This window comes from Viridibacillus soli (genome assembly GCF_016612995.1).
Taxonomy (GTDB): Bacteria; Bacillota; Bacilli; order Bacillales_A; family Planococcaceae; genus Viridibacillus; species Viridibacillus soli.
This window is the reverse complement of the sequence record NZ_JAEOAH010000051.1, coordinates 17,882-33,821: the sequence shown is the minus strand read 5'-3', so window position 1 is coordinate 33,821 and position 15,940 is coordinate 17,882. Positions and strand designations below refer to the sequence as shown.

The 15,940-nt window shown below is 37.9% G+C and carries 13 protein-coding genes; 11 read left to right on the top strand and 2 right to left on the bottom strand.

The features are described from left to right. A partial coding sequence (locus JFL43_RS20490; RefSeq protein WP_200750469.1) for an NTTRR-F1 domain occupies nucleotides 1-2,291 on the bottom strand: 2,291 nt, incomplete at its 3' end. Nucleotides 2,292-3,081: 790 nt separating this feature from the next. Here JFL43_RS20490 and JFL43_RS20485 point away from each other — a divergent pair. The 9 genes from JFL43_RS20485 (at nucleotide 3,082) to JFL43_RS20445 (ending at nucleotide 12,355) form a co-directional block, all read left to right on the top strand. Then, a complete protein-coding gene (locus JFL43_RS20485; protein WP_200750466.1) occupies nucleotides 3,082-3,294 on the top strand; it encodes a hypothetical protein in 213 nt (70 codons plus the stop codon). Nucleotides 3,295-3,516: 222 nt separating this feature from the next. Next, the gene (locus JFL43_RS20480; protein ID WP_200750465.1) at nucleotides 3,517-4,428 is read left to right on the top strand and encodes a DoxX-like family protein; all 912 of its coding nucleotides are present in this window, start codon (nucleotides 3,517-3,519) and stop codon (nucleotides 4,426-4,428) included. Nucleotide 4,429: 1 nt separating this feature from the next. Continuing rightward, nucleotides 4,430-5,041, top strand: coding sequence for a DUF4166 domain-containing protein (locus JFL43_RS20475; RefSeq protein ID WP_200750464.1), 612 nt, complete (start codon nucleotides 4,430-4,432; stop codon nucleotides 5,039-5,041). Then, nucleotides 5,010-6,566, top strand: a complete 1,557-nt coding sequence (locus tag JFL43_RS20470) for a YndJ family protein (protein ID WP_200750463.1) — start codon at nucleotides 5,010-5,012, stop codon at nucleotides 6,564-6,566. Before JFL43_RS20475 ends, JFL43_RS20470 begins: the two co-directional genes overlap by 32 nt. Nucleotides 6,567-6,770: 204 nt before the next feature. Beyond that, on the top strand, nucleotides 6,771-6,920 hold the full coding sequence (locus JFL43_RS20465; protein WP_200750462.1) for a hypothetical protein: 150 nt from the start codon (nucleotides 6,771-6,773) through the stop codon (nucleotides 6,918-6,920). An 832-nt stretch (nucleotides 6,921-7,752) separates the two neighbouring features. After that, the gene (locus tag JFL43_RS20460; RefSeq protein ID WP_200750461.1) at nucleotides 7,753-8,850 is read left to right on the top strand and encodes a GerAB/ArcD/ProY family transporter; all 1,098 of its coding nucleotides are present in this window, start codon (nucleotides 7,753-7,755) and stop codon (nucleotides 8,848-8,850) included. Between the two features lie 24 nt (nucleotides 8,851-8,874). Further along, nucleotides 8,875-10,332 (top strand): spore germination protein, encoded by a 1,458-nt coding sequence (locus tag JFL43_RS20455; protein WP_200750460.1) that lies wholly within the window; start codon nucleotides 8,875-8,877, stop codon nucleotides 10,330-10,332. Continuing rightward, nucleotides 10,325-11,479, top strand: a complete 1,155-nt coding sequence (locus JFL43_RS20450) for a Ger(x)C family spore germination protein (RefSeq protein ID WP_200750459.1) — start codon at nucleotides 10,325-10,327, stop codon at nucleotides 11,477-11,479. Before JFL43_RS20455 ends, JFL43_RS20450 begins: the two co-directional genes overlap by 8 nt. 477 nt (nucleotides 11,480-11,956) lie before the next feature. After that, on the top strand, nucleotides 11,957-12,355 hold the full coding sequence (locus tag JFL43_RS20445; protein WP_200750458.1) for a hypothetical protein: 399 nt from the start codon (nucleotides 11,957-11,959) through the stop codon (nucleotides 12,353-12,355). Nucleotides 12,356-12,481: 126 nt separating this feature from the next. Here JFL43_RS20445 and JFL43_RS20440 read toward each other — a convergent pair whose 3' ends face one another. Beyond that, nucleotides 12,482-13,696 carry an MFS transporter gene (locus tag JFL43_RS20440; RefSeq protein ID WP_200750457.1) on the bottom strand — a complete coding sequence of 405 codons (1,215 nt, stop codon included), beginning with the start codon at nucleotides 13,694-13,696 and terminating at the stop codon, nucleotides 12,482-12,484. A 385-nt stretch (nucleotides 13,697-14,081) separates the two neighbouring features. Here JFL43_RS20440 and JFL43_RS20435 point away from each other — a divergent pair, with 385 nt between their 5' ends. Continuing rightward, nucleotides 14,082-14,609: a hypothetical protein gene (locus JFL43_RS20435; protein ID WP_200750456.1), complete on the top strand. Its 528-nt coding sequence runs from the start codon at nucleotides 14,082-14,084 to the stop codon at nucleotides 14,607-14,609. 668 nt (nucleotides 14,610-15,277) lie between these two features. Continuing rightward, the gene (locus JFL43_RS20430) at nucleotides 15,278-15,757 is read left to right on the top strand and encodes a GNAT family N-acetyltransferase (RefSeq protein WP_234447931.1); all 480 of its coding nucleotides are present in this window, start codon (nucleotides 15,278-15,280) and stop codon (nucleotides 15,755-15,757) included. Nucleotides 15,758-15,940 lie beyond the last annotated feature (183 nt).

The window sequence follows — 15,940 nt, the reverse complement described above, 5'->3', positions numbered from 1 at the left end:
TCGCCCGTTGCACCAGTAGCACCAGTGTCGCCGGTTGCTCCAGTTACACCGGTGTCGCCCGTTGCACCAGTGTCGCCAGTAGCTCCGGTAGCACCAGTGTCGCCGGTTGCTCCAGTAGCTCCAGTTGCACCGATGTCGCCGGTTGCACCAGTAGCTCCAGTGTCACCAGTAGCTCCAGTGTCACCAGTAGCACCAGTGTCGCCGGTTGCACCAGTAGCTCCGGTTTCACCAGTAGCTCCAGTAGCTCCGGTTTCACCAGTTGCTCCAGTAGCTCCAGTGTCGCCGGTTGCTCCAGTTACACCGGTGTCGCCGGTTGCGCCAGTAGCTCCGGTGTCACCAGTAGCACCAGTAGCACCAGTAGCGCCGGTCGCACCAGTAGCGCCAGTGTCGCCGGTAGCACCAGTAGCTCCAGTGTCACCAGTAGCTCCAGTGTCACCAGTAGCACCAGTGTCGCCGGTTGCGCCAGTAGCACCGGTGTCACCAGTAGCACCAGTAGCACCAGTAGCGCCGGTAGCACCAGTAGCGCCAGTGTCGCCGGTAGCACCAGTAGCACCAGTGTCGCCAGTAGCACCAGTGTCACCAGTAGCACCGGTGTCGCCGGTTGCGCCAGTAGCTCCGGTGTCACCAGTAGCACCAGTGTCGCCGGTTGCTCCAGTAGCACCCGTGTCACCAGTAGCACCAGTAGCACCAGTAGCGCCGGTCGCACCAGTAGCGCCAGTGTCGCCGGTAGCACCAGTAGCACCAGTGTCGCCAGTAGCACCAGTGTCACCAGTAGCACCGGTGTCGCCGGTGGCGCCAGTAGCACCGGTGTCACCAGTAGCACCTGTAGCACCAGTGTCGCCAGTCGCACCGGTGTCACCAGTAGCACCTGTAGCACCAGTGTCGCCAGTCGCACCGGTGTCACCAGTAGCACCTGTAGCACCAGTGTCGCCAGTCGCACCGGTGTCACCAGTAGCACCTGTAGCACCAGTGTCGCCAGTCGCACCGGTGTCGCCGGTTGCGCCAGTAGCACCAGTAGTACCAGTAGCGCCAGTAGCACCAGTGTCTCCGGTTGCGCCAGTAGCACCGGTGTCGCCGGTAGCACCAGTAGCACCAGTGTCTCCGGTTGCTCCAGTAGCACCGGTGTCGCCGGTAGCACCAGTAGCACCAGTGTCACCAGTAGCACCGGTGTCGCCGGTTGCTCCAGTAGCACCAGTAGCACCAGTGTCTCCAGTAGCACCGGTGTCGCCGGTTGCGCCAGTAGCACCAGTAGTACCAGTAGCTCCAGTAGCACCAGTGTCTCCGGTTGCTCCAGGAGCACCGGTTTCTCCCGTTGCTCCAGTAGCACCGGTGTCGCCCGTTGCACCTGTAGCACCAGTGTCACCAGTGTCACCAGTTGCACCAGTAGCTCCGGTTTCACCCGTTGCTCCAGTAGCGCCCGTTGCTCCGGTGTCGCCGGTTGCGCCAGTGTCACCAGTAGCGCCCGTTGCTCCGGTGTCGCCGGTTGCGCCCGTGTCACCAGTAGCGCCAGTTGCTCCGGTGTCGCCCGTAGCGCCAGTGTCACCAGTAGCACCAGTGTCACCAGTAGTACCAGTGTCGCCGGTAGCACCAGTAGCGCCAGTGTCGCCGGTAGCACCAGTAGCACCGGTGTCGCCCGTAGCACCAGTGTCGCCGGTAGCACCAGTGTCGCCGGTAGCACCAGTAGCACCGGTGTCACCAGTAGCACCAGTAGCACCAGTAGCACCAGTAGCACCAGTAGCACCAGTAGCACCAGTAGCGCCAGTAGCTCCGGTTGCTCCGGTTGCGCCAGTAGCACCAGTAGCTCCGGTTGCGCCATTTCCCCCTGCAACTAATAGAGCTACATCGTCAACTAACACATCTGCCGTTCCTACTTGTGGAAGATTATTAATTAAAATAAAGGCTTGCGTGGAGCCTGGAGGAGCTGGAGTCGTGGTTTGATAAATTTCAAGCCAAGTATCATTATCTGCAGTAGGAATACGATCACTCGGAATATTTACAAAGAGACCGTTCCCAAGCGAATTGAACATACTATCTAAATAAATGACTTGTATCTGTACAGGAGCAGCCGGGGAAAATCCTACTTTGGCTAACGAAACCAGAAACTCAAATCCCTCTCCCGCATTAACAGGAACAGTTTGAGAAATAAAAGAGAGCGCGTTTCTGCCTTGTAACCTCGCCGAGAAAAAACCTGAATGTGAATATTGGCTAGTAATCGTTGCATTCATGCCAACCCAAGGGGACAACGCTCCTGTTTCAAAACTTCCATTATTTATTAAATTTTGAATGGTCATGTTGTTCACCACCTTTCTATTAAATTAACTTTAAAAATCAAAGTCTCGTTATACTATGTTTTTTATTTTTAGATTGTGACGGCTCTTATCCTCATCTTAAAATAGGCATGGACCTGCCCATAAGCATCTAGCTATATTTATTACGGTTGGTTCTACTGTACTAGCACCAGAAGGAGTTACTGTGACAGTGTCTCCTAGTAATAAAACATCTTTTTTTGTAATTACAATATACGATCTACTGAAATGTATTATAATTACTAAAAAGGGTGATTATTATGAATATATATTTACCTTTGTTTATTACTTTTGGATTCATCATTCTTCAAGCGACAATAAGCAAGAAAGGGATATTGTGGGCAAGTTTTTTTGTTGCATTTATTTACATGGTGCTAGTGTTTATGATAGCTCCGTACTATGACTGGACATTTATTTTAGCTATGTTTTGTATACAATTTTGGTTTATGTTTATAGCAGCTGTGGCAACAAGACCTAAGTACTAAATAAACGCACTCATATTTAACTCTTTGCCATTCGTTCAAGCTTTGAATACTCGTCGTGATTCACTTGAAATTTATTTTGCCCCTTGTCATATTAATTCTCTCTTAGTTCAACCGACTACTCTCCTAAATGTGAAGTTATCGCAAGTTTATGAAAGTAATTGCAGACGGATGAATATCAACTTTTTTCTTTTTTTCATTGGGCAATTTTGTTTAAGCTGTTTGCAAGGGGCTACAAACTAATTATTAAAGTAGAATCTATAAGCCATTGTTGGAAAATATCGATTAGATTGATGGACAAAACTGAACATAAGCATTCAAGCATAATGAGTGACGGTAAATCCAAATTAGTAAAAGATATTGTCCTAAATACGAATGATTACGTTGTCGGTGATCACGTATCCGATATTAAAGGAGCTAAAGATAATCGATTGTTTGCCATTGGTTGTCAATGTGACTTTGCACAGCCAAGTGAATTAGAGCAAGCTGATTTTGTTATCAAATGAAATATTAGGTTGTTATTTACCGTTAAAATGGTTTTTTATGTTCAATATTAACGGTTACTACATTTTTTCGTTGATTGTAGCGAAGGGTGCTTGCCCCTGGAAAGCGAGCATCCCATAGCGGAAATCAACCTACCACTTTAATAGTAATGATTAAAGTTGGTTAATCAACACACCTGATCCAACATATATCTAAACTAACTTCAATTGTAGAGGTGTTATTTGATGAAGAATAAACCGATATATGTAGAAATACCCATTCAAGCAAATATTGATGATGTCTGGGAGATGACGCAGAAGCCTGAGATCCATGAACAATGGGATTTACGCTTTTCTTCAATTACATATTTACCGAAAAAACAGGAGGATGAACCACAATCTTTTCTATATGAAACGAAAATCGGGCTTGGCTTAAAAGTAGCAGGCTGGGGTAAAAGTAATGGTATACATAATAAGAATGATGGCACTAAAACTTCCTCTCTTCATTTTGGGACAGATCAGAAAATCTCACCAATTAGTGAAGGAGGAGGCTATTGGCAATATGTTCCCGCAAAAGGTGGACTGACATTTCTAACGCAATATGACTATAAAGTACGTTATGGAATTCTAGGCCGGCTGTTAGATATATTTTTCCGTCCCGTTATGGGGTGGGCAACAGCTCTTAGTTTTGATGTTCTGAAGCGTTGGGTTGAAAAGGGAGAAGTCCCAAGAACACAATATTTACGTTTCTTCGGTAGCGCTATTATGACTGCGCTGTTTATTTTCGTATGGCTGTATCATGGACTTATACCGAAAATTGTAGCTAAGCATCCTGAAGAAGTGGCTATGTTATCAAGTTTAACTTCTCTAGATGGAGCAGTTGCTCTAAAAGCAGTAAGTGTAATTGGTGTACTTGAAATTTTATTTGCGATTGTATGGCTACTATATCGTAACAAAAGGCGTTTATTTGCATTACAAATTATTTTGTTTCCTGCATTAACAATTGGTGCTTTACTTACCGAACATTCAATCGCAACACATCCATTTAACCCGATTACCTTTAATATGAGTCTATGGGTCTTGTCTATTTTAGGGTTCTACATGGCAAAGGATTTGCCAACTGCAACAAGTTGTAAACGGACAAGAGGAGCGGGTTAAAATGACAATTTATCAAAGTCTTTTAGGGGAAGATTTCCACAAGCTTCATCCTAAATTACAAGAACGTTATGCATTGCCAGTGGATGTTCCATTCTTTGCAACCGGAACGATGACAAAAATAGAAACTGGCGCTAGATGGTTAAATCCATTGCTGACATTTGCAACTCACTGGAAGTTTTTATTCCCTGAAAATGGACAAGACGTACCTTTTACGATTCAAAATACATGTAAATTATTATCGAATGGTGAGGCGGAAGTATACTGGGAACGCACTTTCTATTTTAAAAAGGGTACAAGGCGTTTTAATGCATTTATGACCATTGATGCCAAACGTAAAGTTGTAAAGGATTATTTAGGAGAACCAAGCCTATTATATTCAGATTTAAAATTTGATGTAACAAATGAAGGGCGATTACTTATTCGCTCTGGTTTTCAGCGTGTAGTTCTCGGGAAAATAGAATTACCCATTCCACGATTATTAGAAGGTAGTGTCATTGTGGAGGAAGGGTATGATGCGGTGCGAGAGTTGTTCACGATTCATGTGTATATTCATAATCCAATTGTCGGAAGGGTGATGGCTTATGCAGGTGAATTCAAAGAACACATTTGTTAGTTTAATAACGATAGTAGGAATTATCTTATTTGTCGCGAGCGGTCTGTTCACTAAACAGCAGCCTTTCTTTTTAATGTTAACGGCTGCACAGTTACTATTTGTGCCGATGATGCTCCAGCAAGTCATTATGATAAGAAAAATACATTGCTTTTTTATTTTCTCAGGAATGATCTCTATTTTTTTATTACATATTGTTTCATCTGGCCCGTGGTCAATTGTATTAGTATTGATTTACGTCACATTTACTTTATTTGTGGCAGTACTTGGGGCGGAGCGATTTTTGCGACGTGGCTTTACAAACTGGGAAGAAATTTCAATTGATATTGGCATGATGTATTTATTTATCGGGGGACTTTGGTTCTTTGCATATATTGCTGGTTTGGATACAGGTTTTAGTCCACTTATTACTTGGTTAACGGGTATTCATTTTCATTATTCGGCGTTTTTATTGTGTATTTCTCTTGGTTTTTTTGGTAGATTACATGATTCTAAGCTGTATAGATGGATTGTGCCGATGATTTTGGCAGGACCTATGCTTGTTGCAATCGGAATTACATTTTGGCCAGTACTCGAAGTGATTTCTGTGTTAGTGTATATTTTTGCTATATATAGCCTAATTGTGCTGGCATTTCAAACGCATTTTGCAACGCGATTGCAAGCTGTATGTATCCGTCTTTCTTTTATCGCTCTTGGTGTGACGATTTTATTTTCATTCCTTTATGCGACAGGGAATGCATTTGGGGAATGGACTATTCGAATGGACTTTATGCTTGCATTTCACGGTTTTTTTAACTGCGTCATTTTTGGGTTAATCGGAGTTGGTGGATGGGCGATGTCTCCACCAAAAACGAATCAGCGTACATGGGATTTTCCTATAAGTCAGATTTGTGGAAAGCTAGAGGGAATAGGTGATTCACATCCTGGACTAGTGGACGATTTGAGTGTCTTTGTTGATACAGAAGCGTTGCCAAAAACAATTATAGAATTTTATGAGCAAACGGACCGTTACCAATTATTTGCGTCTATTAAGTGGGCAGTTTGGTTTAAACCATTTGCGATGATTTACAAACTAGTTAGTAAACAAATGCAGCAGTTGAACTTACCGATTTCAAGCAAAGAAACAGAAATGACGGGGGAAATAAAAAGAATTGATACGATTGTGGATGGCCGAGTTAAACCGCGTGCTTGGATTCGTAAAGTGCAGCAACAAACCGTCTTTGTTGCCATCTATTCGCAGCACAAAACAGCTGGCAGATCATATATGAATATTGCATTGCCTTTACCTCTTTCATCAATGATAGGTATCTTACAGATTGATGAAAAAAACGGGTGTCTTATATTAACGAGTGAAGGGGAAGAGGATGCCGGAATTTATTTAACAGTGGGACAATTCCTATTCAAGCTACCATTATCTGAGCATTTTACGATCACAGAAACGAGTAAAGGAAATCTAACAGCACTTCATAAGATGAAGATTTTTGGCATCCCATTTTTGAGAATTGACTATCGAATTTTAAGGAAATAAACGGTAGAATTTTTTAAAAATAGGTACCATAACTTTGGCTGAAATCAAAGCTGTGCATACAATATAAAAAAGTGATTATTCTGAATTTGTAGATTAAAATTAGTTAATAAAGAAAAAAATGGTATTATAAGTAGTGAACAGATAGCTTGGTCAAACGTTAATCGATGTAATGAAATAAAAACATAATGATTAAATGGGGGATTAATGATGAAGTTTGCGAATAAAAAACAAATTCAAAGGCTTTATCGAGAACAAATCCGCATGAAAAAAGACCAAGATCATAACTTTATAGAAACAATTATCATTATTCTCGTTGTAGCTATTTTTATCTTCATCAACTTGAATATTAGCTAAAGCATAAAAATGTATAGAAAGATTTAAAAGCAGCTTTGTATGATATGAAAAGGAAATTACCTTATTTCATTTTGAGACTTGGGATATTAATAAGTCTAAATTGTTATAGGCATATATTTCACCGTTGGGAGAAAGATAGATTTTCTTGGATAGAACCTGATATTGATGAAATAGTGGATGAATTTGAACGGCTGTAAATAGAAATGCAGAATTCTTAAGCTGTAATTATCATTAAGATTACTTTTTTATATTTGGTTAATCGATGTAATGAATGGTATTTTTCTTCATTATCCCCCTAACATCATAAAGATAGTCAACTTTTTGAAGGCAGCCAACTATGGTTGCCTTTTAATATTGCTTAATTATTCTGTAGAGCTTAACGGTGCAATATATGTGGGTGTAGAAACTACTTTAGAAATGTTAGGGGGAAAATGCACTTAGGCCTATAACTTTAAATGAACTTATTGCTTTGCATTAAGAAACGCCATATTATTTGGCAATTTGATTGACTAGCGTAACAAAGAGATACAGTTCGATTGGGTTCAAGGTGGTGGCTTTTTATTTCTTAAAGGGACATGTCCTCTAATGATTTTTAGAATAAGGACTTAATTTGAATGTGTCCATACATAAATACTAACTCCAGTATGTAATCTCCTCTACTTCTACATTTATATAGTAAAATCTTTAGCATCGCGATTTTTACACTAGTCCCTTTTCTATTTTTATATTCCCAAAATACTCCAGATGGCAACAACTTTCCAAAAGACGACTTATAAACTTTCGTATTATTGGTAAAACTAACAGATACCAATAAATGTTAGAGGGTTTTAATATGAAAAGCGCCGGTACAATTAGTATATTACATGTCATATTCCTGTCGATGACGGTCATTGGTCTAAAAAATCATGTAACCATTATTCCATCATTATTAGAAGATGTAGGGAGGGATGGATGGGCATCTGTTGTATTTGCAACAGTAGCAATATTCCCCTGGCTGTTTCTTTTAGTTTATATTCATAAGAAATCAAATCAAGAACCGATTAAAGATTGGTTAAAACTGAAAATTGGAAAAGTAGGTTCCGCCATTGTGATCTATAGTATAGCCATTTACTTACTCATCCTTGCTGCGTTTACAATGAGAGAAACTTTGCTTTGGATAACAACAACCTTTTTACCTGAAACACCCATGTTAGTAATGTTAATCATTTTCATAATTCTTTGTATCGTACTTATCACATCAGACTTACAAACCATTGCAATGGTAAACGTATTGGTTCTATTAGGAGTAGTTATCTTTGGCTTTTTTGTGGCATTTACGAATATACAAGTGAAAAATCCTGAGCTATTGCGCCCTTTTTTCGAACACGGATTTTCACCAGTATTGAAAGGAATGGTATACCCAGCTTCGGGGTTTGTCGAACTGATACTGTTTTTGTTCCTTCAACATCAATTCAAAGGACGAATTCGGTGGTATCATTTCACAATCATGCTTCTTATTTTAATGGGACTTACGTTAGGTCCACTTATTGGATCAATTATTGAGTTTGGGCCAGATGAAGCTGCAAAGCAAACATACCCCGCGTATGAAGAGTGGGGACTTATTTCGATTGGGCGCTTTATTGAACACCTTGATTTTTTTTCCATTTATCAATGGCTAACAGGTGTTTATATAAGGGTAGGATTAATATTATTCGTTGTTGTAGATCTATTGAATATGAATGGGAAAAAAAAAATTATTTGGAAAACCATAGCTCCTGCTTTTTTCTTTATTTCTTTATCGCTATTTCTATTGAGCGACAGTATATTTCTTAAGGTTAAGGGGAATTATTTATTGACTGTTACCTTTCTCTTCTTTTTCATACTATCCCTCTTTCTTGCAATCGTAGCCTTCGTTTCTAAAAAATCAACTAATCGGGCTCAAACAAAATAATTATACAGAAAGTAGTGAAGAGCATTGCAACCGGCTAAAAAGGAAATAGATGTAAATGCTTTGAAGCAGTTATTTCAGAAGTCTGCAGATGTTCTTTTTCAAACGTATACATTCGATCAACATAAAGTGCAATTCATTACATGTGAAGCAATGACTGACCATCAGTTATTGAATGAAGTTATTGTCCCGCGAGTTCAACTCATTTTCAAAAACATAGCGGAGAAATCTTTGGAAGAAGCAATTGTAACACAGTTATATATTCCAAATTTAAAAAAATTGGATGATTTAGAAGAAGCTATTTTACTCGTGTATACCGGCCATGTGTTACTTTATTTTGAGGAGGAACTTCTCCTCTTTTCAAGCAATATTGCTAGAAAACCAAATCGAAAACCTGAAGAGACACGATTGGAAGTGCTTGTAAAAGGTCCAAGGGATAACTTTATTGAAGATATTACAGTTAATATCGCTTTAGTGCGGAAACGATTACCTACAAATTCATTGTGCGTGGAAAAATTTGAATTGGGGAAACGTTCAAAAACGACAGTAGCCGTCCTCTATTTTGACGATATTGCGAATAAAGAAGTTCTGAATGAAATCAAAAAAGAGATAAACAAAGTCGATACAGATATCGTTTTTAGCGGTGATCAATTAATGGAAAAAATTCATAAAAGCGGTAAATTGTTTCCTAGGGAGGATTATACTGGGAGACCGGATTATGCTATTCAATCCCTTGTTAGAGGGCGTTTTCTTATTCTAGTTGATGGGGTAGCGTATGGTGTCATCACCCCTGTGAATTTGTTTTTCCTTTTAAAGACGGGTGAGGATAATGAAAATTCCATCGTATTTAGTTCAATGGTGCGGCTACTACGTGTTTCTAGTATATTTATTGGCTTGCTTTTGCCGGCATTTTGGCTCGCTTTAACAACTTTTCATCAAAATCAATTGCCTCTGCAAATGTTAGCGACAGTTGTACAATTAAATACAGGGCTTCCACTTCCATCCCCACTGGAAATGCTCCTTATGCTCCTCATGTTTGAATTGTTCCGTGAAGCTGGCTTACGTCTTCCTTCTGCCATTGGTGGAACAATTAGTGTTGTAGGTGGATTAATTATAGGGGATGCCGCCATTCGATCTGGTGTAACAAGTCCTGCGATGATTGTCATTATAGCGATTTCAACCATTGCGACATTTACGCTAGTCAATCAGTCACTCGTTACTGCAGTAAGTATTTTACGCATTTGTTTCATTGTTGCCACTGCGCTTTTGGGATTGTTTGGTTTTTTTATATCACTTTACTTTACAATTTTTTATTTATCGAATGTTCGAATATTTGGTGTACCCTATATGAATATTGCAACAGATTTGAATTGGTCAACAATCAAAAAATCCCTGTTTCGATCTCCTCCAAATCAATATGATGAGCGTCCGAATATGTTAGATCCTCAAGATCAAACGCGGAGCAAAGAGGAAAAGGATGAATAAGAGAATAGCGGTTATAGTTATGTTGCTCATTACTATCCTCTCCGGTTGTTGGGGTGCAGAAGAACCAGAAAGAATGCTATATATTCATGGGCTTGGCGTGGATTACAAGGATGGTAAATACGAAGTATATGCTCAAATTATTGATTTTTCCACTACTGCAAATACTGAACAAGCCCCTAATAATGAAGTGCAGGCTGAAGTAGGACATGCAACCGGTGACACAATGGATGAAGCAATTTTTGAATTATATCATACAATGGATCAAAAGGCTTTTTGGGGTTTTTTATCGTATATTATTTTCTCTGAAGAAGCGCTAAAAAACGCGAATGTAAATCCGGTTATCGACACTTTGACCAGATATAGAGAGACGAGATATCAAATCTGGGTGTATGGTACAAAGGAGCCTATAGAAGATTTATTGCTGATTACACCAATCATCAATAAGGCTATTATGTTGTCACAGTTAGGAGACCCAAAGAATTCATATGTACAAGAGTCCTTTATTAAACCGGTCAATTTAAGAATGTTGATTATTGGACTAAATGAGCCAAATCATGAAATGCCGATTCCTTTCGTTTCCATCAGTAATAAATGGAAGTCGGAAGAAGGGCCAAAAGATGCTACTTCTTATTCAGGAGTTGGTGTACTCTCTCCGAACGAGTTTAAAGGATTTATACCAGCAAAAAAAGTACGAGGATTACAGTGGATGTCGAACGAAACGAAAAGAGGTGAAATTACAGTTAAGATAGAATCGAGCGAAGAAATATTCATCACAGTGGTTGTAGATAAAATAAAGGTGAAAGTAGAACCAATTGTTAGAAAAGAAGAAGTGACGTTTGATATTGATGTATCAATGAATGCCCAAGTTAGTGACTTTGAAGGAAATGTAACGAATGATGAAATTCGAAAAAAAGTAGTAAAGGAAGTAAAAAAAGAAATTAAAGACACCTATGAAGAAGCATTGAAAAACGATATAGATATCTATCGATTATCCGAGCACGTATATCGTAAAAATTTAAAAGAGTGGAAAAAAATCCAGAAGGATGGAAAAGTTGAGTTGACCGAGGATTCCATTCGAAATCTCACGGTGAAAATTAATAGGTTTAAATCAGAGAGAAAATCATATAAGGAAACGATTAAGAAATAACGAAGTACAATAGAAATGAAAATGTGCTTTTAGTTAGGCAGAATATCTTTTGTTACTTACGTATTTTAGCGCGTTTGATTAAAAAAGTCGATTGTATCTTTTATGGATATAATTGACTTTTTTGTTACTTTAATTTCATAAATTATATTTTTTATGCTTGGAATACTCCGTAGTCTAAAATCTATTTTATTGTTTGTTATTTTCATTTTCATCAACTTGAATATCGGCTAAAGCATAAGAGTATATCGAGAGACATACAAGTAGATGTATGTGATTTGAAAGGGAAATATCTTTTTTTGGAGCTGAGAAAATTGATGGAGTCGATATTGATGTAAAAGTGGATAAATTTAAAAATTTGCAAAAAATTACAAAATAAATGAAGTTGAAAGTTGATGAAAGGGGCTGAAGATTATAATAGTAAATAATCACTTGGAGCGGAGACAGCGGATAAGTATAGTTCTTTTTATAATGTGCATTGTGACAAGTTGCATAACATCTGGTTGTTCCAATCAGGAAGAACCTAAGAATGTTGCACAGAAAATAACGGTTCAAAAATTATATAGCCAAGGAAATTATGGTGATATCAATAAAGTATTTGATACAATAAAAGTCGCTAACGTCGTAAAATTGTTGGGAAATACTAAATGGGAGAAAGCGACAGTTGAAATGGATCGCAAACCGGATTATAAGTTCATCATTGAACCTGTATACGCTGAAGCTTCTACAAAACAAGATACCTATTCGATGTGGATTAGCCAAAACAAAGATACTATAGAAGTTATAAAAGGGACTGACAAATACGTACACTTGAATAAGGACGATGCTAATAAGTGGTATCATGGATTGTTAGGTGTAGAATTAAAAGCTACAAAATAACGTATTTTGACTGTTGTCCGAGAAATTTAATGGCTCGTACAGTTCTTTAGAAAGTAGAACGTCCAATCAGTTAACTTCTAACTGATTGGACGTCTTTTTATTGTCAGTTAATTTATGGATTGTCATTTATTGTGAAGATGCTGATAAACTCTTCTTAGTTGTCAAAAGAATAACAAACGACAAAAACGAAACGCACGAAGCTACCATAAACACAACGACAATATTAAAATGTTCTCCCAATACCCCCATTATAAGAGTGGAGATACCAAATGTAGCCATCATCATAGAACTTTGAGCAGCATAAACCTTTGCTAGAAGCTTTTCTTTGACCCTTCCTTGAATGAGTGTATTAATGGCAATCATACTTAATTCATAGAATAAACCATATATACAAATCACCAATAGGGCAAGCAAAGGATAACTGTTGATCCCAAATAGAAAAGTCATTAGAAAAACAATAAAGCTGCCAACCAAAATAACAAGATGGATGTTTCGGTTAATTAAATCAGATTTTGAATACCCGAACAAGCCACCAAAAAATAATCCTAAAAAGAATGTGGCATTAATATACCCCCACCATTCGTTTCCTTTATGCAACCTCAATTCTATAAAAGGGTAAATGATAGAAGATACCCAAACAGGACCTGCAATTGCACCTAAAAACAGAACGATATGGAGAATGCGCAATTTACTATCCTCCGCTATTAATTTCCATCCCTCAAAAATAGAATGCATTTTCCTTCCTTCTGTAGCAGATCCCGCATCTTGTTTCTCCCCATTGACCTTAATAAACGTCAGTAAAAATGTGGACAAAACAAACAGGATGAATGTTACGATTAACAATCCATTCGAATGCAAAAGCACAGCCAAGATCCCACCAACTGCCCAACCACCCATATTAATGAACTGATAAACAGAAGACATTAGACTATTCGCTTTTAACAAGTATGCTTCTTCAATAAGCTCTGGAAGGATTGCGCTACTTGCTGGATGAGCAAAGCTATCCAAAAAAGTAATACAGAAAATAAGCACATAAATAATCACAATCGTATCAATTGATAGGAATAGTGATACATACAGTGTTAACACTAGTAATATACATGTCTTCACTAATTGAGAGTTTAATAAAATTGCCTTTAATTTGTATCGGTCAATTAAAAGCGGTGCGACCAAGCCACCTAGAAATCCGCCAGACAATTTAATGACGGGAACTAAAGAAACATAAAACAAAGAATCTGTAACACTAAATACAGTTGTGATGAGTGCCACAATGTAAAATACATCGCCAGCATTTGCTAAAGACTCTCCTACCAATAAGGCATTAAATGATTTATTCTTCAACGCAAACAACCCCTCTTATTTAATTGTTTAAGAGAAAATAGTTGTCTACATTGGTTTCACTCCTTTGAGTCATTTTAGTTTAGTTATGTATACTTGAACCATTAAATTAGCAAGAGGGGTTTTGCTAATAATGGGAATGTTTGTAATAAATAATAACATGAAAAAATGAGGAAAGGAAGCACTTTTCTCAGAGGCTCTCATAATATTTAATCCCCGTAAATTGCAACAAATTAAATATTTACTATGGTATGGGCATACTATTGCGAATCAAGGGAGGGATCAGTTATGAAAAGGTGTATGGTTTATTCAGCAATTTCAAGATCAAGTAGAGGCTTCGACAAACGAATCTTGGACTCCGAAAGGGCTCGGAGATAAGCTTGAAAAAATGGGTTCTGACAGGACTCCTGGGGACATATGGACCAAACTTGCAGAAAAAAACATTTCATTTGTAAACGGTGTCCTTATAAATTACCCAGAGAAGAGATTTGATGTAATGATAGAGGGGAGACAACAGTATATAGATGAAAATGAAAAGGAGCTTAAAAAAATTGCTAGAGGTGTGATACGAAAAACAAAATATAAAGGTTATTCAATCCATGTCAATAAGTCATTTACTACCACCCCTGAAACAACTGAGCAATATAATGAATTAAATATTGAAGACATTAAGAGTAGTTTTAAAGATAAAGGATATGCAGAAGTTCAAAGGGTATTGAAAGAAACAGAACCCAATTTTGTAAGCATAAATATCCTTACAAGTTTACGTAATAATGACTCAACTAGCATTAATCGAGGAAAAGAAATTGAAGTAGAAATCAGGAGGAGATTAGTTAAAGAAATAAAAAAAATAACATCAGATAACGTAACAGTAGAGGTTCATGTTTATGACATGAGACTTGAAAAAGTAATCTAAATTTCTAGTGCAGCAAATGATGTCGACCATTTCTAGCCGTGAATTGACTGCTAGCCGTTGTTTAAGCAGGCATTTTATATCTTTTTTTCAATATTATACTTCGAGTATGATCAGGGAAATCATTTGGACAGTTACGTTTTAACATATTAAGAGGCTGGCTAATATCTGTCAGTCTTTTTTGCTGTTTGAAAATGAGAGAGAATGTATACCCCTGTATGTATTTTATGATGAATATGATGAAAGTTGCCAGTAAAGTGCTAGAAGTTGCCAGTAATCTATGAAAAGTTGCCAGTAAAGAACCCGAAGTTGCCAGTAAAACCACCAAAGTTGCCAGTAAACAATGAAACTGGACTTAAATGTTATGTTTATACCCCTATCTCACATCTTTTAATAAAAAATTCTTCATTAATCCATCGTAAGAGTTTAGAAAATATCCAGTGTAACTAGGATTGTCCTTTGTGGTAAGCACTGATGGGGGTCTTGATAAAGGGGGAGCTATTTAAGCAGAGAATCGACTTATGAAATAGCATATTTATTATAAAGAAGTGGTATTATATTGAAAATGCGGGATAATTAAGATGCTAGGTATAAATGATGTGACTTCGTATTTTGCTACTTCATTGAGATGAATTTTGAAATTTATTTATATAAACAAGGAGAATTGAAAAATGACTAAAAGTATAAAACTAATGATGGCAACGAATAAAGATGTTGAAATATTACATAAAATACAAGTGGAAGCATTTATGCCCCTATTACAAAAATACAATGATACTCAAACAAATCCTGCTAAGGAGACGATCGAGAAGTTAGCGGAAAGAATAGCTGAAACTAGATCCGATTATTATGTAATTCATTTTCATAAGGAAATTGTTGGAGGAATTAGGGTTGTACCTTTATCAGATAATCGAACAAGAATTAGTCCAATTTACATAGGTTTAATTTATCAAGGTAAAGGAATTGCACAAGAGGTTTTTAAGCAAATTGAACAGATGTATAGTGCAACGGTAGAATGGGAACTGGATACGATTAAACAAGAAAAAGGGAATTGCTATTTATATGAAAAATTAGGTTATAGAAAGGCAGGTAAAGAAGTGGTGATTAATGACAAAATGACGTTAATAAGTTACCTGAAAAAGTTGAATTGAGTAAGAAACAGAAAAGGTTAATTGATTTCTCAAAATAAAGGCGAATGTTAAATACGAAAGAGAATTTAGAGATAAAAGCACCAATGAATTGAAGGAATTCAGCCAACTAAAAGAATTCAGACGCTCTACATTGTCGAAGGAATTAAAAACCATATAATCTAATTTTATTTTTATACATTATAT